The sequence below is a fragment of the Pseudomonas sp. PMCC200344 genome (genome assembly GCF_030053095.1).
Taxonomy (GTDB): domain Bacteria; phylum Pseudomonadota; class Gammaproteobacteria; order Pseudomonadales; family Pseudomonadaceae; genus Aquipseudomonas; species Aquipseudomonas svalbardensis.
Genome location: NZ_CP125618.1, coordinates 4,721,937 through 4,740,339, shown reverse-complemented (window position 1 = coordinate 4,740,339; position 18,403 = coordinate 4,721,937). Strand labels below are relative to the sequence as shown.

20 protein-coding genes are annotated in these 18,403 nt (G+C 49.9%); 10 read left to right on the top strand and 10 right to left on the bottom strand.

The window, feature by feature from the left end; genetic code table 11:
• The first annotated feature begins 100 nt into the window (after window positions 1–100).
• The 5 genes from QFW87_RS21705 (at window position 101) to QFW87_RS21685 (ending at window position 4,028) form a co-directional block, all read left to right on the top strand.
• A complete protein-coding gene (locus tag QFW87_RS21705) occupies window positions 101–538 on the top strand; it encodes a hypothetical protein (RefSeq protein ID WP_283188842.1) in 438 nt (145 codons plus the stop codon).
• 39 nt (window positions 539–577) lie between these two features.
• Complete coding sequence (locus QFW87_RS21700) at window positions 578–1,483, top strand: DUF4352 domain-containing protein (RefSeq protein ID WP_283188841.1); 906 nt, start codon at window positions 578–580, stop codon at window positions 1,481–1,483.
• A 268-nt stretch (window positions 1,484–1,751) separates the two neighbouring features.
• Window positions 1,752–2,069 carry a hypothetical protein gene (locus QFW87_RS21695; RefSeq protein ID WP_283188840.1) on the top strand — a complete coding sequence of 106 codons (318 nt, stop codon included), beginning with the start codon at window positions 1,752–1,754 and terminating at the stop codon, window positions 2,067–2,069.
• Window positions 2,070–2,331: 262 nt separating this feature from the next.
• Complete coding sequence (locus tag QFW87_RS21690; RefSeq protein WP_283188839.1) at window positions 2,332–3,372, top strand: diguanylate cyclase; 1,041 nt, start codon at window positions 2,332–2,334, stop codon at window positions 3,370–3,372.
• A 293-nt stretch (window positions 3,373–3,665) separates the two neighbouring features.
• Complete coding sequence (locus QFW87_RS21685; RefSeq protein WP_283188838.1) at window positions 3,666–4,028, top strand: histone-like nucleoid-structuring protein, MvaT/MvaU family; 363 nt, start codon at window positions 3,666–3,668, stop codon at window positions 4,026–4,028.
• Window positions 4,029–4,141: 113 nt separating this feature from the next.
• On the opposite strand, the gene QFW87_RS21680 is transcribed toward QFW87_RS21685, so the two are convergent.
• The 3 genes from QFW87_RS21680 to QFW87_RS21670 form a co-directional block, all read right to left on the bottom strand.
• On the bottom strand, window positions 4,142–4,513 hold the full coding sequence (locus QFW87_RS21680; protein ID WP_283188837.1) for a hypothetical protein: 372 nt from the start codon (window positions 4,511–4,513) through the stop codon (window positions 4,142–4,144).
• A gap of 143 nt (window positions 4,514–4,656) precedes the next feature.
• A complete protein-coding gene (locus QFW87_RS21675) occupies window positions 4,657–5,136 on the bottom strand; it encodes a hypothetical protein (RefSeq protein ID WP_283188836.1) in 480 nt (159 codons plus the stop codon).
• Window positions 5,137–5,138: 2 nt separating this feature from the next.
• Window positions 5,139–5,513: a hypothetical protein gene (locus QFW87_RS21670; protein WP_283188835.1), complete on the bottom strand. Its 375-nt coding sequence runs from the start codon at window positions 5,511–5,513 to the stop codon at window positions 5,139–5,141.
• A 342-nt stretch (window positions 5,514–5,855) separates the two neighbouring features.
• Here QFW87_RS21670 and QFW87_RS21665 point away from each other — a divergent pair, with 342 nt between their 5' ends.
• Window positions 5,856–6,176: a helix-turn-helix transcriptional regulator gene (locus QFW87_RS21665; protein WP_283188834.1), complete on the top strand. Its 321-nt coding sequence runs from the start codon at window positions 5,856–5,858 to the stop codon at window positions 6,174–6,176.
• A 476-nt stretch (window positions 6,177–6,652) separates the two neighbouring features.
• On the opposite strand, the gene QFW87_RS21660 is transcribed toward QFW87_RS21665, so the two are convergent.
• Window positions 6,653–7,102 (bottom strand): antitoxin Xre/MbcA/ParS toxin-binding domain-containing protein, encoded by a 450-nt coding sequence (locus tag QFW87_RS21660; protein ID WP_283188833.1) that lies wholly within the window; start codon window positions 7,100–7,102, stop codon window positions 6,653–6,655.
• A 159-nt stretch (window positions 7,103–7,261) separates the two neighbouring features.
• Here QFW87_RS21660 and QFW87_RS21655 point away from each other — a divergent pair, with 159 nt between their 5' ends.
• Together QFW87_RS21655 and QFW87_RS21650 are read left to right on the top strand one after the other, a co-directional pair.
• Complete coding sequence (locus QFW87_RS21655) at window positions 7,262–7,798, top strand: hypothetical protein (protein WP_283188832.1); 537 nt, start codon at window positions 7,262–7,264, stop codon at window positions 7,796–7,798.
• 55 nt (window positions 7,799–7,853) lie between these two features.
• Complete coding sequence (locus QFW87_RS21650; protein WP_283188831.1) at window positions 7,854–8,216, top strand: hypothetical protein; 363 nt, start codon at window positions 7,854–7,856, stop codon at window positions 8,214–8,216.
• Between the two features lie 151 nt (window positions 8,217–8,367).
• Here the strand turns inward: QFW87_RS21650 and QFW87_RS21645 are convergent, their stop codons facing one another.
• The gene (locus QFW87_RS21645; protein ID WP_283188830.1) at window positions 8,368–9,321 is read right to left on the bottom strand and encodes an HNH endonuclease; all 954 of its coding nucleotides are present in this window, start codon (window positions 9,319–9,321) and stop codon (window positions 8,368–8,370) included.
• Window positions 9,322–9,561: 240 nt separating this feature from the next.
• Entirely contained in the window at window positions 9,562–9,969 is a 408-nt protein-coding gene (locus QFW87_RS21640; RefSeq protein WP_283188829.1) for a helix-turn-helix transcriptional regulator, read from the bottom strand.
• Between QFW87_RS21640 and QFW87_RS21635 the strand changes: the two genes are divergently transcribed.
• A complete protein-coding gene (locus tag QFW87_RS21635) occupies window positions 9,961–10,959 on the top strand; it encodes a hypothetical protein (RefSeq protein WP_283188828.1) in 999 nt (332 codons plus the stop codon). The genes QFW87_RS21640 and QFW87_RS21635 overlap by 9 nt on opposite strands.
• A 39-nt stretch (window positions 10,960–10,998) precedes the next feature.
• Window positions 10,999–11,457, top strand: a complete 459-nt coding sequence (locus QFW87_RS21630; protein ID WP_283188827.1) for a hypothetical protein — start codon at window positions 10,999–11,001, stop codon at window positions 11,455–11,457.
• 235 nt (window positions 11,458–11,692) lie between these two features.
• On the opposite strand, the gene QFW87_RS21625 is transcribed toward QFW87_RS21630, so the two are convergent.
• From QFW87_RS21625 to QFW87_RS21610, 4 genes are read right to left on the bottom strand one after another with little or no spacing between them, the layout of a single operon-like run.
• Window positions 11,693–12,967: a site-specific integrase gene (locus QFW87_RS21625; RefSeq protein ID WP_283188826.1), complete on the bottom strand. Its 1,275-nt coding sequence runs from the start codon at window positions 12,965–12,967 to the stop codon at window positions 11,693–11,695.
• Window positions 12,968–12,975: 8 nt separating this feature from the next.
• On the bottom strand, window positions 12,976–13,965 hold the full coding sequence (locus QFW87_RS21620) for a TetR/AcrR family transcriptional regulator (RefSeq protein WP_283188825.1): 990 nt from the start codon (window positions 13,963–13,965) through the stop codon (window positions 12,976–12,978).
• On the bottom strand, window positions 13,962–16,136 hold the full coding sequence (locus QFW87_RS21615; protein WP_283188824.1) for a tyrosine-type recombinase/integrase: 2,175 nt from the start codon (window positions 16,134–16,136) through the stop codon (window positions 13,962–13,964). Before QFW87_RS21615 ends, QFW87_RS21620 begins: the two co-directional genes overlap by 4 nt.
• Window positions 16,133–18,085, bottom strand: coding sequence for a hypothetical protein (locus QFW87_RS21610; RefSeq protein ID WP_283188823.1), 1,953 nt, complete (start codon window positions 18,083–18,085; stop codon window positions 16,133–16,135). The genes QFW87_RS21615 and QFW87_RS21610 overlap by 4 nt, the downstream gene beginning before the upstream one ends.
• Window positions 18,086–18,403: the final 318 nt, after the last annotated feature.

Genomic DNA, 18,403 nt, shown 5'->3' with positions numbered 1-18,403 from the left:
GATGCACATCTGACGTGGCACACCCTGGAGCTTGCTGTGACGCCACCGGGCATAAGCAGCACTTGTTCACATATAGACGGACTGAAAAGGTACAAATTAAATGGAGTTTCTGATCGGAGCCGTAGTCGCTGGACTTGTCATTTTTTTCGTCATGGTGAAATCCAAGACTGACAAATTCAATAAGCTTTCACGTATGCATTTTCCCAACTGGTTCGTCTTGTATGCCAATTGCCAAATGCCTGAAAACATCGGCATGGCGCGTGCGCTGATTCTCCAAACCTTCCATCTAGCGGCAGAGTTCGGCGCGATCACCGCACTGGAAAAGCAAGAACTTGATGCAGGCTCGATGAAGGAAAATCCTATAGAGCTGCTTAACGGCTGGCTTGAACACGCCTTGCCAGTCGTAAGACGCGAATTTGGTGATGCAGAGATCGCAAAATCAGAAGCTCGAATGATTGGAGTGTTGATGCTCGTATCCATGAAGGGCATGAGTCCAGAACGTGACCTTCACGACTTCCTACAACGCTTCAACGGTTAGGCTTCGCTCCATCACACGATCTATACAAAGAGATTTGAAATGCGTACCAGCCGCTTCGCCTTGGCTCTGATGATATGTCTCGCAACACCCTCTTTCGTTTTTGCAGCCGCGAAGAAGGACACCAAGAAGCGGGAGCTACCAGACTGTGAAAAGTTACAAGTCGATGGCTCCAGTCTATCCGCAGAAGAAAACGAGTTCCTTTTCTCCATCCAGAAGTCCCTGATGACTGCCGAGACGCTAGGGTTCGCCCTTGGTAACGACACAGTTCTTGGCGACTTCTACGCTCAGCGCAAGGGCAAAGAGTTCAATACTGACGTGATGAAACTCAAGGACTACGCAAAGCAGCAATCCATGAACCGCCTGATGGATCATGACTTCGATGAAGCCAATGCTGCATTGGGTCAAGCACTCAAGGAACGCAAGCTTGCCCAGGATGGTTACGACATCCTCTCCTGTCGCGTAGGTGCCATTGGTAGCAACTCCACAAATGCTTACAACATGTACGCCACCAGCTACCTCAAAGGGCTTCAAGAAAAGCGGGACAGCATGCGTGGTCAGGTCGGGTATTTCGACGTGACAGTCAATGACTGCACCATCAGCAAATCTATCGACACCGGGAACCGATACACGACTGTGAAACCAGATCCTGACGCCCGTTACCTCACTGTGAACGCTACATTCAAAAACACTGACAATGAGGGACGGCTACCACTCGAAGGAAGCCTTTTCATCTCGGAAGATGGCAAAGACTATAAATTCGATACCACCGAATCAGTCATGAGTGAGGGGTATGGCATCCGTTTACGGTCACTGAACCCTCTCATCAAGCTCACTACCAAGATCGTTTACAAGGTGCCAAATGAGCTTAGTGGCGACGTGTATTGGAAGCCAGGCAGGAACGCCGAAGACAAGAAGCTTTGGTGTACCCACCTACCGGCAGCATAGGCCGATAAATTTGTATTCGGTTGTGGCCAAGCCAGGCAGAATCTCACTGTCTCCGTTTTTGACCGATTTACTGCCGGTCGCGAAGGGCTCGATCCGACCCAAAGCAGACAGTGAAGTACACCCTCCACTAGTACGTATAAGGCCTTTTGTGACACGTTATCGACCATGAGTGGAAGGTCTGGGTCATTGTCTTTAAGCTTGGATGCCAGTGCTTTTTTTGAGAATTTGAAAAACTGGCCAATCAACGAACGTGCAACGAGGCACCTCAATGAAAGAAAATCTTAGCGAGGAAGAAATGCGCCAGGCGCTTTTTGGCTTGGGCAGCAATGAGACAATTCCAACAGTTCAGGATTCGCTCATCACCGCAGACTCGCAACACGTGTCAAAACCTCGCAAGGTTGCCACCTCTCGGTCACCCAAGCTGAGGGTGACACTGCGTGTTACGACAGAGTTCGAGGGCAAAGCTGACACGTTCGTCTACGAGGCGAACACGCTTAGTAGCCTTATCGCGGAACAGGAAGCAAAGGCTGAAGCAAAGAAGAAAAAATTTAAGTATTTTGAGCTGATATCGATCGAAACAATCTAGTGATTCTCTTGTCCGGAATCCCATCCACATCTAAATTTTGCAGAGTTGAATGCACCTCAACGAGGGACCCTGATCTGTTCGCCTTGAGTGGCTAGTCGACTTATACCGATACCTTTGCTCTAGACGCGGAGTCATTGCGGTTCGAAAGACGGCAGAAAAACAGATACTTGCTTCCTATTATTTTGTCTTTCGTATTTTTGAACAGCGAAGCAAAGAATCCAGGCTTTTTTTTCCTTGGTTTGGCAATCAGGCGGTCCGCAGCATGAATGAGTTGCAGCTTCAGGAGTTTTACGAGGCCTCAAACGAGACCGTCATCCTTTTGCTAGTCGATGACCAACAAATGATTGTTGAGGCTGTACGCCGCCAATTGACCAGTGAAAGTGATCTTGAATTTCACTACTGCACAGATTCGGACCAAGCGGTAATTGAAGCTCTGAGGGTAAAACCTACGGTGATTCTTCAGGATCTGGTCATGCCTGGGTCGGACGGGCTATCGCTTATAAAGGAATATCGAAAAAACGCGCTCACTAGCGGCATACCGATAATCGCGCTTTCAATTAAAGAAGATGCGAGCGTGAAAAGTCGGGCCTTTGAAGCGGGGGCAGACGACTATTTGGTAAAGCTGCCCGATCCCATCGAGCTGATAGCTCGGATTCGCTATCACTCACGCTCCTTCGTTACTGCCAGGAAATTAGATCACGCATACCGAGCATTGAGGACGAGCCAGCAGCAGTTACTCGATTCCAATCTGACGTTGCAGCGAGCATTGGGTGAATTGAAGCGACTCGTTAATTCTGATGGGCTGACAGATTTAGCAAACCGCAGACATTTTGACGAATTTCTACAAGCCGAATGGCAGAGCGCTAACGAAGCAGGCTCCGAGATCTCGTTACTGATGGTCGATGTCGATTTCTTCAAGCTCTTCAACGATAGCTTCGGGCATTTAGCGGGCGACGACACGCTAAAGAAGGTTGCTGGTGCAATGCGTGATGCGGTGACAGATGAAGCTTTTTTACCGGCGCGATACGGCGGAGAGGAATTCGCAGTGATCTTGCCAGCTACGTCATCAGCAGACGCCATGGTGATTGCGGAAAGTCTGCGCGAAAAAGTAGAGGCACTGAAAATCCCTCATGATTCGCCTGAGCCAACATCTGTAGTAACAGTGAGTATCGGGCTCGCAACCCTGTCTCCCAAGCGGTCCGACGATTGCAAAATGCTGATCGAGTTGGCTGACAAAGGGCTGTATTTAGCGAAGAGAGGCGGACGTAACCAGGTTGCAGTTCATCTCGTAGACGGTGAATAGCTTGGGATTTTTCAACGGTGCCAAAAGCATTTTTGTAATGCCTATTGCAGGCAGTTTTTCACGTACCGCAGTCTACTTTGACGTCGCTAATCACAGTGCTGTCTGTCATAGGAGTTGATTCGCCCGCGCCATGCGTTCCGGGATTCTGAGATGTAATATCTCAAGACGCTCACAAAATAAAACCAACAGAATCTGCTAATGTAACTTGATGCTAGATGTTGGGAATGGAGCAAGTTATTTAAATTCACCATAGGTATGGTTGCCCGTTCCCCCCTCAACCTTAGGAGAGATCGATGTCTAAACTTGCCGAATTTCGTCAGTTGGAAAAGCATTTAGCAGAGCAGTTGCAGGCGCTTGAGGCGCTGAAAGGTGATGCTGGGCTCAAGAAAGAAATCGAATTCGAAACCAAGCTGAGAGCGTTGCTCGAAGAATACAGCTACAGCCTTAAAGACGTCGTCAATCTTCTAGACCCTAAGCACGGCCGTAGCGGCGCAGCTACCGAACCTAAAGGTGTTTCGCGTAGAGCACGCCAAGTGAAGGTTTACACAAACCCTCACAATGGGGAAACGGTCGAAACCAAAGGTGGCAACCATAAAGTCCTGAAAGAGTGGAAGACGAAATACGGCGCTGCGACTGTTGAGTCTTGGCTCAAATAATAAGCTTTTTTGTAGTGATGAAGGCCCTGCGGGGCCTTTTTCATTTGCTGTAATTCCCATCAGCGTCCCCGGTAATACTCCCAACTTGGTTGAAGCTAGCCTTGAGAAAGGTGCTAGCCGCGACTGTCGGTTGGGTCCTGGGCGTTAGCTGTTTTCGAGCTATCCAATAACGATTTTTCGCTCTCACATTTGAATGGCCGGCTCCTGCCAAATTGCGCCGCGATTATTTGAGCCGCCTCTCGAAATTTCTCATCGACGAGAATTTTTTCCTCTGGGCTCAACGCTTCGTACGCAGCTTGCGATCCCGCTCTCTGCAACGCCAGGCGCTCATTCTTCAATGCCTTGATTTTCATTAAGCGCTCGAATCCGTATTGATCTTCTTCTGGGGTATCGGAATCGGTAGTGATTTTTCCCATTGCGGTACCGCCCGTATCGTCGAGAATCGCACCGCCCCATCCTACCACCCGCCCACCGCCAGGCTGCATTCGCGTAAGCGGTCATCTCCCTTCTATCGAAGGAAGGAGACCAAGAGGTGAAGAGCCCATTCTGTCAGCGTAGATAACTGGGTCATTTTGCTACCGCGGTCGAGCACTGAGGACATACCGGCGCTGCCCTGCGAAGAAAATTATCAGTAGCGTTCACAATCCACAAAGAAGCCGACGTCTTCCAAAATGTCATTCAGCGCACCAACGATTCTGGGCTCTGCGTATAGCTCTAATCGTGTGTAGGAAAGCGCGATTGCAAGCCTCGCCTGGTGCTCGTCGAGCAAGCAGGGATCGAAGGCCCAAACCTGGATATTTATGACGCTGTTGTCGTTGTGAGGGTAGTCGTCCACCATCTCAAATTGCGGCTTCAGTACCTCCCAATCACCTAAGAAAATCCCATAAGTTTTTTGGGGCGCGTCAGCCAACATTGTTCGCTGATCTAAAAACGTATCCCCAACGACCGCAAATTTTTCAGTCGGAAAATTTCGTACGCTGAAATCCATCAGCCGAGGGGACGACACATAGCTACGAAGGGTTTCGATGTCGATGAGCTTTTTGTCGGTTGCTAGATGTTTGCGCAATGCGTTTAGCAATCCAGGTTGATTCGCCATGGCGAATTTCATGGTCAATCCTCGTAATGCAAATCGCAGCGCGGATGGTGGTAGTGCATACGTCTATTCCCAACACGTGAGCCACAGATAGCGCAAATGTTCACCGACATCACTTCCGCCAAATTGAAGACGCCGCACACATAATCGTCGCCACCGCGGTAGTAAATTCTCAAGCCACCGAATTTTTCTTTCACCTCCAGGACGGTAACCGGTTCGCAATCGGGGGCAATCTCACACCGAGCAGAAACCAGTGAAAGAGCGTTGTTCAGAAGGTCATACCAGCCGTCTAGACATTCGAACCCCCAAAAGAATCTTCCGTTAACGAATGTTGCGTCTGGGAACAAATTCAAATTTGGTTTGCAAAGCATCTCTTCGTGTTCAGGGCTCATGGGGAACTCCTCATGCATGAATGGGGATTACCACTGCGCACGTTTCTTGTCCGCGAGGGCTTTCGTTCCGATGACGAAACCCTCATCGATCGCCAAAGCCCGGCGCCCAGATCATTGTGATCGTCGTGCTCGAATGCATGCTTTCCTGCATCACGATGAAACTTGGGTTGCGACATTTCTCTAAAGCTCTCTGCGTCAATCGTACTGACAGTCGTTCGGTGGCTGAATGGCCGCGATAGTTTTTGCATTATTATATTGAGTGATTTTAACTAGACCCTACTATTGTAGGGCGCTAAAAAACTGACTTTATGGCTTTATCATTCCCTTTGCAAGGGGTGATCAATGGAGCTGAATGATGCTTTCGCGGCGGCATTAAAGGGGATGCGGACGCTCCGCCACATGCCACAGCAGAGGTTTTTCGGAAGAACGAGCCGTGCTTATATGACGCATTTGGAGCAAGGGCGCAGATGCCCGGGGCTGGCGAAAATCGAAGATTTAGCCGCCGTTTTGGATGTGCATCCTGCGAGCATGGTCGTTGAGTGCTATCTGCAAAAAAATCCAGAAATGGACCTCGACAGCCTTTTGGAAAAAATAAAACAGGACCTGACTTACGAATATTCCGAGCCGGTTCCGGCCGCGGTTACCGAGCAAGAGTCTGAGTAAGCTGCCCTTTAGCCCAGCGAACTGCTTGTCGGTGCTGACCTGTGGCTGAAGGGTAAAGTGTGGAATGAACCTATACGAGACGTGGCCAGGTAACGGACATCGAAACCGTTGCGAGCCCTGTTTTCGGACGATCACAACTGGAACAATGAGTGATTGTATTTTCTTGCAGGGCGGAATGTCAGGATGATGTCGACGCTTTTATTGAGGCTGCGAAAGCCGCCGAGGTCGAAATGCTGGTCCGAGCATTCGCTGACAAAGTTTTCCCTGATATTGAAATCGAGATCACGTCGGAGGCATCGAAGGACGTCTTGAGGGATCTCATGCGAAGTTCTGAGGACGCACACATGATGCGTCAAACCCTGCGAGCAGTTCCCTTATGGAGAACTCCATGGAGCCTGATGATCGAGTGAAGTGAGAGCCTCATACGGTCTTCTCCTGGTCACCTGAGGAGCACGAGGGTGAGGCGTGAGAACCTGTCATAGGTACACGCCGTTCTCAATTTTCCATATCAGCGACTCGACGGTGCTCATCCCTACGAATGTAGAGAGCAGGCTTGCCGGCGTTGCTCTGCCCAACGCGATGGTCGGCTGGGTTAGCCAGTCCACCGCTGCTTCGCTATCGCCCTCGAACAGCCCCAAGGCGTCTTGTATGACTAGCGCCTGGCGAAAAGCGTAATCGCTCTCGCTGATGGTCAGCTGCTGCGCCTTTTTCCATCGACGTTGAACCGCGAGAGAAACGCCGAGCAAGGAAAAGAGCCCTTTGGGTGATAGGCGCAAGAGCAGCGCCAAATCGTCATAGAAGCCCACATCGAGCCGGCCCCGAATGAGACCTGCGCAGGCGTGCAAGTCAGGTCGCAAGGCGAGGGCATCAATAAATTTTCTAGATGGGGGCCGAGGGGACGGGGCATTTCCGGTGGTTTTGTGCATGGTACATCTCCCATCCTCAACATTTTGAACAGGTCGACAGCCCCGCGGTTGCGCTGCCGCATAACTCCAAGGAAAAAGGGTTGAAGCATTCGGGATCCAAAATATATAGTGGATGCGCTGTAGGAAGGAATACAGCATTTTTCATAGGAACCGAGCACCATGAACCGCCCTGAACCCATCATGACAATCAGCAAGGAGGACACTTCTAGTGTCGCCGAGGCTGAGTCCTGGGGCGAGAAAGAGGTATCTCGCGAAATCGCGCTTCTCGAAGCGAGTGTTCACCGGGACACCATTACCCGTACCGTCGAAGCACTTGAATCTTTAGACCGAGCAGGAGCCACTGGAGAGCTGGCAGGAAACATACTTCCCGTAAACATAGAGGACGAACTCAAACAGCAATATCTCGATTACGCGATGTCCGTAATAGTCGGGCGAGCCCTCTCACCGCACGAAGCCGTAGGATTTCTCCGTGACGCCTCTCAGCGCGAGATGGGACTATATTCGCATCGGAGCCACCTATTCGCATTATGTAATGGGCTAAAGGCTGCTCTTGCTATCGGCCTTCTCGAAAAGGCTGCACGATCAGCAGCAAACCTGCTTCTTAAACTTAAAAAAGCTTCTGATTCCGCCTGCTTCAGAATACCTCTCTTCGCCTACGGCCCCGAGCTAAGCGCGTTCCGCCACCGACTCCGCTAATCCCCCTCAAACAAAAAAACGCCATTACGTCATCTTTTTTTGAGGAAGGGCCATCATGCCTATCATTTCCATTACGGCTGACCTGGATTCAGCCGGAGCTGTCCGCTGTGAGCATTGCCGGGATCTAAACGCGACACATATCGAGCTTTCCCGTGATCGTGAACACGACCCGGATGAGCACGTTGTCGTCTGCGGCCCCTGCGCCTATCTGGCCGGCCTGAAGTACTGCAACTGCGGAAACAACAAGGTCCGCGTACTGGTAGATGCCGGTATCTGTCGCGTCGAATTCATTCCCGTCTATGCTCCAGACCATCTACCAGGAGGCGGGGGCGATGATTGCAACTGCGACTATCTCCGCCTTCGTCTTCAGCCCGCGATAATCGAAGTGGTCGCACAGCCAGCGCTCCGCGCGGGGTAATCTTGGTCAAATCTAGCAAGGTGGCCCAATGGGCCACCCTGTTGTTGTAGCGGCACCAAGACTTAACAAATTCATGCAATCGCCTGAAAGAATCTAGGAGATGACCAGCATTGCAGGAAAGGGAGGTTCGTAAGAATTTCCTTTAGAAATCTCATCTGTTGGACAGTTCTATCCCTTCATATTGAATCAATACCTCAGACATTTCTCCTACGACCCTATCACCTGAATTAAAAGATTTTTCACAATAATCGGGTATTCCATATTCTCGAAAATGGCTATCCGGCATCAGGAGCGGTGCAAATACGCGTATTTTGTTTTTGCCGTTTTCCTCGGGAAGAGGAATGACTAGCTGATACTGAAAATTACCGTATCTTAAAATCAGCTGAAATTTGAATGTGGATTTTTCGTAAGATTTTTTAGCTTTGGCGAGTATGCATGTAATTTGATTAGGATCTACGGGACCACTAATCATCCATTCAATTATGGGAGCAGACCCACTGAACGCTGGCGAGTGATCCTTACGAAGAAGCCATTTTTTCAGGGGCTCAAACAATGCATGATCTTGAGCAGGCATCATGGCTAAAGCTATTTTAACCAAGGATTTATGAATAGCCGTAGGGTAGTAAGGTTGTCGAGTAAGCGGGAACCTTAGCTGGTTTTTGCCCTCGACTTCAAACGCCTCCAACCCTCGTTCTCCCAATGCGCAAATTTCTAAATTTGATTGGTCAGACGCTGTTATGCGGAACTCTTGGTCTTTATATTTTGGGATGCCATTCCTTCCTCTGATTCTCTGGAATGGTCGGTGAGGGAGAGTGTAAGCAGCAAAGCTGTTTTCAAAATGATCACCGAAGTGGTGATTGCAACGATCGCACTCTAACAAGTCAGTAACAGTTTTATTTCCAAGAAAGATTGGTATTGCATGAGACTCTTCTTTGAATGTGGTCGCTGACTCGTCATCTCCGCAATATCGACAGACCTTTGACTCACCGAACCCTAATTGATGTTTTTTTTGGGTCGCAGATCCAATCTCAATCCTCCGAATATAATACCTTTCAGCGAAAGCCTCATGCCTGTTCATATTGGCTGCGAGAAACTTATCAAGCATTTAGGGCTCCTGAAAGTGTGATGAGGGTTGGTATCTTATCTGAGGTAGACCCTTTGTGTTTCAAACATCGAATTTATTAGCGAGCGTCCAGTGCCTCAGGAGTGGCGATTGGATGGCGAACCTGGCTGCTGGGCTGAGTGCGTTTCGATGGGCTCAGGGTGAGCTGGCTTGGGGTAGCAAGAAGCAATAGGACAGCTTAGAAACGATCAAGGGCCAGCTTCGGATTGAGCGAGTGAACCCTTATTTCAGATCCTGGAGAAACTTCATCAGTCGCGCCTTCCCAGCATCGCTCAGCCTGAAATACCGCTCCAGCAGCTCAGCTTCATCATGCCTGTACGCATAGAAATAAGCCGCAGGCAATTCAAGCTCGGCGGCGACACGTTCAATTAGTTCAGGGGCCGGAATGCGCTTCCCCAACTCGTATCTATTCATGCGGGTACTGGCAGACGCCGGCTCAAGACCTATTCGGATCCCTAGCTCTTCCTGAGATAGCCCAGCAGCTAATCGAGCGTGCTTGAGCCTTATGGATAGCGTGCTACTCGTCATGACGTCTTCTAATAAATCGATGGCGTCATGTTGCGATTTGCCGCTTGTCGAAATACTACCGATTCGGTAGTTTTGCCAAGGAATGGCAAATGAATGGCTCAACACCACTTCAGGCGACGTCAATCAGACAGAAAACTCATAGGGATATTTTTCATGGTTGTGGGGCAAAAATTGGTGCTGGGGCGACTGATGCTGGCACTCGCGGTCCCTGTAGGCAGCTTGTTACTGGCAGGTTGTGGTGCAGAAAGCGGTACCTCAAGTGCCAAGGATCCGCAGGCAAAACAGGTTTCGGATAAATCAGGATCGGCAGATACAAAAGTCGCGGATGAAGCGGTGATGCAGCAGTTGGCACAAGAAAACGCGCCTCGAACAGTTTCTTTCAAGAACCCTGGAATGTCAGATCTCGGTGCTTATTTAGATGCTAAGCAACCAATGACGACGTTCAATCTCTACAACAGTAAGCGTGACTGGGACGAGTCGGGAGAGGACATTGCCGAGTCCCTTGCTGATCCATTTAAGATTCGGGAAGCCAGTCCGGAGCTGTATCGCTTGGCCTCCGAAAGACAATCCACGCAGGACTCATTTAAGAAAAAAGAGTTGGCTACAGCACTGAGTGCTTTGGTAGCCGAGGAAGCAGGAAAAGCGAACCCACATAACTTGGTGAAATTGAGTTCGGATCAATGGACGCCGATCTCGCTCGGATCGTACGACCAGCAAGCAAAGGGCTTTCGCATCGATAACTGCCTGTTCTCCGATAAGTTGGAGTACACCGACGCAGAGAAGCGCAACGCTACGACCATGGATGCGGCGCCAAAGCTGCGCTGCTATTTGAACCCAGGCCCCACAACCTACTTCATCGGTTTCCAGGGTGGCTCGGAGGTATTGCTCGACGTCCCGGATCAAGCGCTCGCACGTGAGATTGAGGCGCATCGCGACACCATCCGGATGGATATCTACGGCTTTGTGAAGTCAGTTGAGCGCGAACGCTTCGCTGGTGAATTCGGCCCTCAGCGATTTGTCCTGATTGCTCCACAACGTATCGATCTAAAAGACGGTACGACGGGGAAAATCATCTACACAAAAAATATTTAATATTGACCATTTAATATCTTCCTTGAAGGCGGTACGGATATGGCTCTCGTAATTCTGGATGGCGTCATTCAAGAAATAGGTTTTGGTTCGTACGTCGACGGGCAGCGAGTGATTTCATTCGTAAAAATAAACGGCGTACGAGTAAAAGACGTCATTTGTGATGACTACATGCGGTCGTTCCTTGTTGTGGGGAGAAAAGTAAAGCTAGCCTTGGTGCGGCGCTTGTTAGGGCACAACATTTTATACTCGGCACAGCTTGAGGATGGTGAAGTTGTTTACAAAGACAAAGCCGTTCCAGTCGTATGGGTCCTGATGCTTGGGTTCGCATTTTCGCTACTATTGAGCCCAGTGTTTATTGGTGTTTTGAAGGTGACACACTCAATCCTAGTTTCCCTAATAATATTGGTAGGAACGGGGATGGGGATTTCTTACTTTGTCATGAAGGATCATTTCAGGGCTCGAAAAATTTTCACAAAAAAAATAGTATCTCAGTGCTAGATACACTCTTCTTGGAAAATCGTGCGGTTCAAATGGCTCAGTGATATTAGCGATATAGCTTTGCCACTCTATTTGGGGCCGTATCCTTACAGGCAGTGATGAACTCCCTCTAGAAAACCCGTCACCTCCAAAACCTCTGGTAGCGCGACCCATGTCGCGCTACCAGAAGCCAGCAAAGCTGAGAAGCGGGGCATCAGAAAAACATAAGAAGCAAAGCGCAGCCTCGTCAGAAAACTCATCCATACTCGGCAATCTGGGCGTGAATGTTGAAGTCCTCAGTGATGATCTCATTCACACGCCCGTCCTTCGCCATGATGAGCACCCGCGCCAGGTCCAAGTAATGCTTGTAGGTTGTGGTAATGCTTGAATGCCCGAGCTGGTTCGTGAGCACCTGCGCAAATGCCGCATCAAGAACATCCGCTGCGGGCGATAGCAGCTGGGACCCTCGGTGCTGGATCATCATCATCGTCGGCCACCAATGACGGGACTGATAGAAATTGTTGTTGATTCGGAATTCTGGATCTTTTTTATGGGCCAACTTGCAGGCATAACCGCAAGCGTTAGAAATCATTTTCTCCGTAACCGGCTCGCCTTCTGAGTTTAAAAATAAAATCGAAGGAGGGCAGGGCCTTCCATATCTATCTTTGTATTTCTTTTTTCGTGCCGCATATTCCGTCCTTATGTAGTTTTCCTCCAAATCCTTCAGTGCGTACGCAGGGATTACGATATCGCGGTACTTGTTGCCTTTTCCGAACACGTTATAGGTGAACTTCGTCTGGTCCTGGGGCATTGAGGAATAGTTGAGAATATGCCTGTTCTTCCCCTCGCCATATAGTGGGAATTTGCATAGCTCCATCGGACGCATGGCCGTCGCCAGCGCAAAAAGAAAAATCACGGAGTAAACCTTGTCTGGAAAAACGCTCAGAAGGGTTTTTATCTCCTCATTGAAGATCAACTCGTGAGGCCTTTTCTGGCTCGCTTCCCGGTCCAATACCAAAATAGGGTCAGAGCTAACTCTTGTTCCAGCCGCTTTTTTGACATAATTGAGCATTGTGTTGCTTTTGAAATTGGCTGCCCAGTCCTCTAAGTCAATTCTGACGTTAGTGGTAAAACCGGATTTTGAAAGCCACGCGAAGAACATTTGTAGAATTTTGGCATCACGGAAAATCGTTTCCGACGTAGGGCTGATCGAATTGGCTGTTACCCTTGCCACCTGCCGTGAGACCTGCCATCTCCGAATGTCTTGGTTCGTTACAACCGCGTGATAATCGCCTGGATCGACATCTTTATATTTTTTTTGAGTTTCAATATAACGGTAGAACATCGAAATGATTGTCGCGTACCTTCTAGACGTTTGCAGTGACGAGCGAGTCCGCTCGTAGAGATAAAGGTTGGGTACCGAAAGCAATACATACTTTTGCTTGTAGTTAGCAATGAGCGAATAGTGTTCTACCTTCACTTCTAGTGCAGTTGATACGTAGGAGATGCTTTTGAGTTCGATATTAAGCATGATTCCTCCTACCTCGTCCCAAATAGTCTGATTTCATCGAAGCCCCAAGTTATTTGTGGGGTTTTGGCCTTTGCGGCGTCAATGAACTCTTCCTCGGGAACGTCTCTGAAGAGAAATTTTTTGTTAGCCGCAACGATTGCTCCTGAAGTATTGAACGGAATATGAATTGCTACCTTGCTGATGAGTTTCAGTTGAGAGAGTAACTGCCCCAGCTCTTCCTGCGAAAATACGGGAAGCTGGATCGCTATGACAACCTTGCCCGGCTTCGCGGGTAGTTCCTCAACGAAATCATCAAAAGTGGAAATATAGCGTTCTTGAAATAGATGGACTTCAATATTTGATGGGTTAGGAAATTTCTTTACATTGTCTACTACCGATTGGATCGCTAGATCCTTAGCATTTTCATAGTTGTCGAAATTTTGGTCTTTCTTGTACGCCAGATTTGCTTTCGTCATGTCCAGCGCAAAGACTAAGAAATTTTTTGCGTTCTTAATGGCGTGCGCGTCGCCGTTTCCAGTCGATAGGTCGGCCGCTGCCGATGCCATCTGCGAACGTGTTTGTTTCAGCTCCATCTCCGTGAGCTTGCGTTTGAGCATTTCATTATTCTGACTCTGGTTGATCAATAATGAGTTCACCTCGTTCGCTTCGAACGCAAGAATGTCGCTGTTCATCAGCGAGGTGACGCGATTAGTGATCGCCTGCTCCAGCTCCTTCTTGTGCTTCTTCTTGAGTGCCTCGATTTCGCTTTGCAAGGCTGCGACTTCTTCCTCGCGTTTAGCCAGGAAATCCCGAGTCGACTCGGCATCGTCGCCAAGCAGACTCGTGATGGACTGCCCGAGGCAGTAAGGCTTCAGGTCGGCGTAAGAGCGGAAAAAAGTCTGGCGAGAGATTCCCGCCATCTCGGAGATTTTGCCAATCGCAAGCTTGGTGAGCCCGTGTTCGAGTTGATGCTCCTTGATCAACTCGATTAGGCGGTCGCGTGTTTCTTGTTTCGTCATGCCGTGACCTGCTTGACTGGGATTCGTTGGTCAATGTTTTCGAGCTTGTTGGTCTCAAGGTTGCTCAGGTGCTCGTTGTTGCTGGCGATCTTCTTGAGAATCATCTTCTTCGCCCGTTCGCTCAGGGTGTCCGCCGCCTTTTCCAGCATGTTGCTGTAGAACTTCACGTTGTCCTGGATCGCATGTTTTGCCTTCTCCACCACGACGGCATGCTTGCAACTGATGTCGCAGCGCGTCGGATTGGGCAGCATATTGATGACGGTGCCAGTCATGTGCTCCAGGCACGGCGGGAGGTCTGGTGACGAGTAGGTTTCGGTGCTGATGCAGTAGCTGCCCATCGCGGTGCGATGGATAAACAGAGGCTCCCCCGAGGACAGCAGGTGCGAGATGTAAACGAAGATCGTGACCTTCAGCTGCTTGCCGCTGAACGCGTCCGGACGAGCTTTGATGCGGTCCAGCAACCTTGCGGCATTGGGGCCAGACGAAGCACCGCTCTTGACGGCACTGACCAGCTCCGTGAATTCAGCCGTGTAATTCTGCTCGATGGACTGCGCCACGCTGCGCACTAGGTACGGGTTGCGTCCGATGTACCGCAATGTCATGTCGAAGCTCTTGTGCCCGAACAAATGCCTGATGAGATCGATGTTCCTTTCGTTGCGGTTAATCAGGATCTCCGCAATCGTTTTACGGAATCGGTGCGTATGGATCCTATCGACGTTGGTGTCTTTTGAGATCTCCCGGCAAATTTTCCTGACGATTGCGTAAGAAGGCTTCGTAAGTGCCTTGCGTCCCTTCGAAGCCTGAAAGATAAAGCCTTGTGCCGCCAGCGTGTAGATAGAGCGCAGCTGTTTCAGTTCTTCAATTTTTTGACCGATGAATTTTGGGATCGGGAGATAGTCAATTTCACCTTTAACGTTTGGGTCGTCGGCAGTTTTATAGCGGATGACTCGAAGAACGTAATCGCCATCTGCCTGCTTGATGAGATCGTCGAATTTCAGGCTGATAAGCTCGCCTACACGTAAGCCAGTGATCAGCGCAAGCAGGATATAGATGCTGTTGCGCACCTTGTCGACGCTGACGGTGTATGAGCGCAGCCAGCTATACATATACTTTTCGCCGGTCGCATATTCGTACCCTTGATCTATCCGTGTAGCTTTAACAAGCATTTTTCCATCAACTTCGACGTTGAGGTTTGCCTCAATTTCTTGGTCTACAAAATACCGAGTTATCCCGGGCTTTGGCGACTGCTCTAGCTGCTGCTCTTTGACGTAAGAAACGACTTCTAAAAGTCGTGGCGTTGCTTTCTCCGTCCAGAAAAGCGCGTAGTCAACCAATTCTCCTAGATCTTCCTCAGAGTACGGTTGCCAAGTGCTCATGCTCCCGGTGAAATGTTGAATCACGTCTCTACGCCGTTCAATGCTGTCGACTTTGCGGATGTCGATGTTCAAGCCAAAGCCCGGCGGCATGAGGCCTTGCGTGCTAAGTGAGTTCCAGAGTCGCACCATGTAGAAGAGGGAGTGATAGTGGCGAGCAACCCCTCCGCCGTTTTTTGCCTCATCCAGAGCTTTGTTGATCATTCTGTGGTTGATCAATGCGATCGACTCTGGACTGCCGTCGAGGAAATTAGGCCCTAGTAGATATTTCTCCATTAACCAGAAAAGGCTCGCGAGTGAGTAGCTGGTCACATAGCTTCGGATCGTTCCAAAGGGGGCGAAATCAGGAAGAACATAGTAAGAAATGGCCTTTTTCAACTCTTTCAAGGGCTGAGTCATTCCCTCGAAGTAGATTGTCTTGGCCGACCCATATCGGTTTTTGAACAGCGTCCAAGTGTCCTGTACGTACAGCGAGTGCGGGGAAATCGGGAATGATCCATCGGGGTAAAGTTCGAGCTTTGTCGTCAGGTTGCCGACGCGTTGCTTGACGTGCCCACCTGTCTCTTGCAGCAACGCCTCCAACTCGGCTTCCGCCGCCTCCTCTACATCGCTCTGAAATTCAGATTCCATCTCATCGGCGAAATCCTCGTCGTTATCGTCCTCATCATCGGCGTCCAAGCCATCCTCCCGCCCACTCCGGTCACCTTCGCGATCAGCGGTGCGTTCGGCGTCAAGGAAATCAAGCTCAGCTTGTTCATCGTCGTTGGATGCTTTTCGAGGCTTCTTATTGGTGCTCATTTCATGTCCTCTTCTTCTAAAATCAGTTGTAGGAAATCCAGGTCGTGCGGGAGAAGTGAGTCGTTCCGGCGTTGATAGCGAACCGCTTCCTTGAGAGCGTCAGGGTCCTCCCAGTTATCCAAAATGGAATTCAGGATGGTGAGTTCCGATTCAAGCGAACTGCTGTAATCCGACTCGTTTTCAGGCTGCTCTTCGACCAGTTCCACCACGTGAATCCGGCGCTGGATGAGATACGGCAGGGAGTCCTCGTACAAATTGCACTGCTCGCAGAAGAGACAATTTTTGATCGAGTAGCAGCGCTCGCCCTGTTTGACGTAGGTCCGAGCGCCGTACCATGTTGGCTTGAGCTGGTTCGAGCAGCCCCACAAAGGCTTCTCCATCCCCGGGATGTGAAAGATCTTCAACGGAAGCTCGACCTGGCGCTCCTCGCGTTTGCCGAGAAGGCCCTTGTATTCGCGCCGGCGCAGAAGATCCATGATCGCCTCAAGCTCAGAGCGCAGGCGGTTGTAACGATCTTGTACTGCTGCTCCCGAGCTGTCGTAGTGCACATCCGTGACAATGCTACCAACGTGGCTCATCAGCATTGAAAGCAGACCCAGGCCCGACCCATGCTTTTCCCTTTGAACGAGCATCCAAGTCGGGCGCAGACGTTTCGTGATGTGTTTTGCTGTGGTCAGCCGGGCGCCGTTTTCATAAACCGGATACGCAGTAAGGAAGTCTTTGACGCCTCGCAGGAACGCTTTCAGATTTGTCGCCGACGTGTGACGGCCGCCTTTACTGGCCCAGGAACCGTAATACCTGAGGCACAAAAACAATGGGTTGTAGACGAGGTTTTCTTGCCCAAAAGGAACAACATCGAATGCGTATCCTTTAAGCGGCTCGGCAAGCTGATCAGCAAGCTGGATGAGGTTGTAGCTCGAGTACCGATCCGTCTTACTGCTGACAGCGACGATCGCCTTTGGCGCGTAGTAGGGCTTGTCGTTACCCTGTGAACGATTCTTCTCCGACTGGATGATGACCTGGGCTTCCGACATCGCACCTGTCAGCGGATGCTCGAAGTTGTCCTCATCAACGGTGAGGACAGTCTCTTTGTTCCAGTTGCTTTGGAGCATGATGAACATGATGATGCACGACATATCCACCATGGTCGGGAAGTACTGGCCCAGAAGGTCATCCCATGGCCTCACCGGGTACTTGATCAACTTCGCATCGCCCAACCGATTCCAGCGAAACAGCATCAACTGGACAATGGTTTTGCAGTCTTTTTTGGAGATCAAGGGTTTTGAGGCGTTCGTCGTCCCCAAAGTCTCAAAGGGAACATCCATCGGATAGCCGTTCACAAGCAACGTTTTTATCGCGCGAGCTTCATCCGGATCCCAGTACCACAAGCTGAGCAGGAACGGGTCCCTAGGTTTCTCAGATCTATAACAGTCAGGCCGATCGTTGTAGATCTGCTTGAACCGCAGGTAGTAGTCGGGATAGTCGAGCAGGGCAAGCAGCTCGGGATCAGTCGAGTGCTTGAGCTTGAACTCTAAGTTTTTAGAGTGAACCTTCTGCTTGTTATCAATGCGGTTCTGAGCCCATTCAAAGATGTTAGAGCGCGTGTACTCCGCCGCGTATTTCTCCAACACCTCTTCCATAGTGTAGGGCTCGGCCTCCATCACCTTCTTTCTAAACTCAAGCTTGCCGTACATTATGTCGGCATGGGCTGTAAGAGCCCCAACGAGATCAGTGTATGTTTGGCCGATTAGAGGTTCAGTCTTCTTTTGTATAGGGGCAGAAATCCCAGGAAGGGATATGTCCGGAATGACGTCAGTAAGCTTGGAAATCTGGGCGATCGCTCCCTTCAGTTTGGCAGCGTTACCCTTCCTCTCATTTTTGTTTAGAAGCCAGGTCTGAAAGTTGTTGAAAGTTTCAGCTGTAATGTCCGTCAACTTATGCAGTTGCAACTGCTCGGGGTGGCGAGCATTGTGCTCAACAGCAAAGTCGAAGAAAAGAATAATGGCTTGTCTCAGGGCATACCCCCGAGATTCGGCGGTGCGTTGCCGCGTACTTCAAGAAAATAACGTGGAGTGACAGACACAGATGTGAATCCCTTTTCCAGAATTCATGACCCTGGTATTCGCAAGGAACTGGTTGCGAGTCTGTAGTGCTGGCGAGTTCGTATGGGCTCTCGATAGCGGTCACGAATAAAGTCAAAGTCGTCTTCCTGTTGTTGTAGTTACATATGTGTAAATTTTTAGCTTTAGTAATTTATTGGTATTCGA

Excerpts from the sequence above, each read along its gene's own strand:
- QFW87_RS21705 (WP_283188842.1), top strand. The coding sequence starts at position 101 with ATGGAGTTTCTGATCGGAGCCGTAGTCGCTGGACTTGTCATTTTTTTC.
- QFW87_RS21700 (WP_283188841.1), top strand. The coding sequence starts at position 578 with ATGCGTACCAGCCGCTTCGCCTTGGCTCTGATGATATGTCTCGCAACA.
- QFW87_RS21695 (WP_283188840.1), top strand. The coding sequence starts at position 1,752 with ATGAAAGAAAATCTTAGCGAGGAAGAAATGCGCCAGGCGCTTTTTGGC.
- QFW87_RS21690 (WP_283188839.1), top strand. The coding sequence starts at position 2,332 with ATGAATGAGTTGCAGCTTCAGGAGTTTTACGAGGCCTCAAACGAGACC.
- QFW87_RS21685 (WP_283188838.1), top strand. The coding sequence starts at position 3,666 with ATGTCTAAACTTGCCGAATTTCGTCAGTTGGAAAAGCATTTAGCAGAG.
- QFW87_RS21680 (WP_283188837.1), bottom strand. The coding sequence starts at position 4,513 with ATGCAGCCTGGCGGTGGGCGGGTGGTAGGATGGGGCGGTGCGATTCTC.
- QFW87_RS21675 (WP_283188836.1), bottom strand. The coding sequence starts at position 5,136 with ATGAAATTCGCCATGGCGAATCAACCTGGATTGCTAAACGCATTGCGC.
- QFW87_RS21670 (WP_283188835.1), bottom strand. The coding sequence starts at position 5,513 with ATGAGCCCTGAACACGAAGAGATGCTTTGCAAACCAAATTTGAATTTG.
- QFW87_RS21665 (WP_283188834.1), top strand. The coding sequence starts at position 5,856 with ATGGAGCTGAATGATGCTTTCGCGGCGGCATTAAAGGGGATGCGGACG.
- QFW87_RS21660 (WP_283188833.1), bottom strand. The coding sequence starts at position 7,102 with ATGCACAAAACCACCGGAAATGCCCCGTCCCCTCGGCCCCCATCTAGA.
- QFW87_RS21655 (WP_283188832.1), top strand. The coding sequence starts at position 7,262 with ATGAACCGCCCTGAACCCATCATGACAATCAGCAAGGAGGACACTTCT.
- QFW87_RS21650 (WP_283188831.1), top strand. The coding sequence starts at position 7,854 with ATGCCTATCATTTCCATTACGGCTGACCTGGATTCAGCCGGAGCTGTC.
- QFW87_RS21645 (WP_283188830.1), bottom strand. The coding sequence starts at position 9,321 with ATGCTTGATAAGTTTCTCGCAGCCAATATGAACAGGCATGAGGCTTTC.
- QFW87_RS21635 (WP_283188828.1), top strand. The coding sequence starts at position 9,961 with ATGGCTCAACACCACTTCAGGCGACGTCAATCAGACAGAAAACTCATA.
- QFW87_RS21630 (WP_283188827.1), top strand. The coding sequence starts at position 10,999 with ATGGCTCTCGTAATTCTGGATGGCGTCATTCAAGAAATAGGTTTTGGT.
- QFW87_RS21625 (WP_283188826.1), bottom strand. The coding sequence starts at position 12,967 with ATGCTTAATATCGAACTCAAAAGCATCTCCTACGTATCAACTGCACTA.
- QFW87_RS21620 (WP_283188825.1), bottom strand. The coding sequence starts at position 13,965 with ATGACGAAACAAGAAACACGCGACCGCCTAATCGAGTTGATCAAGGAG.
- QFW87_RS21615 (WP_283188824.1), bottom strand. The coding sequence starts at position 16,136 with ATGAGCACCAATAAGAAGCCTCGAAAAGCATCCAACGACGATGAACAA.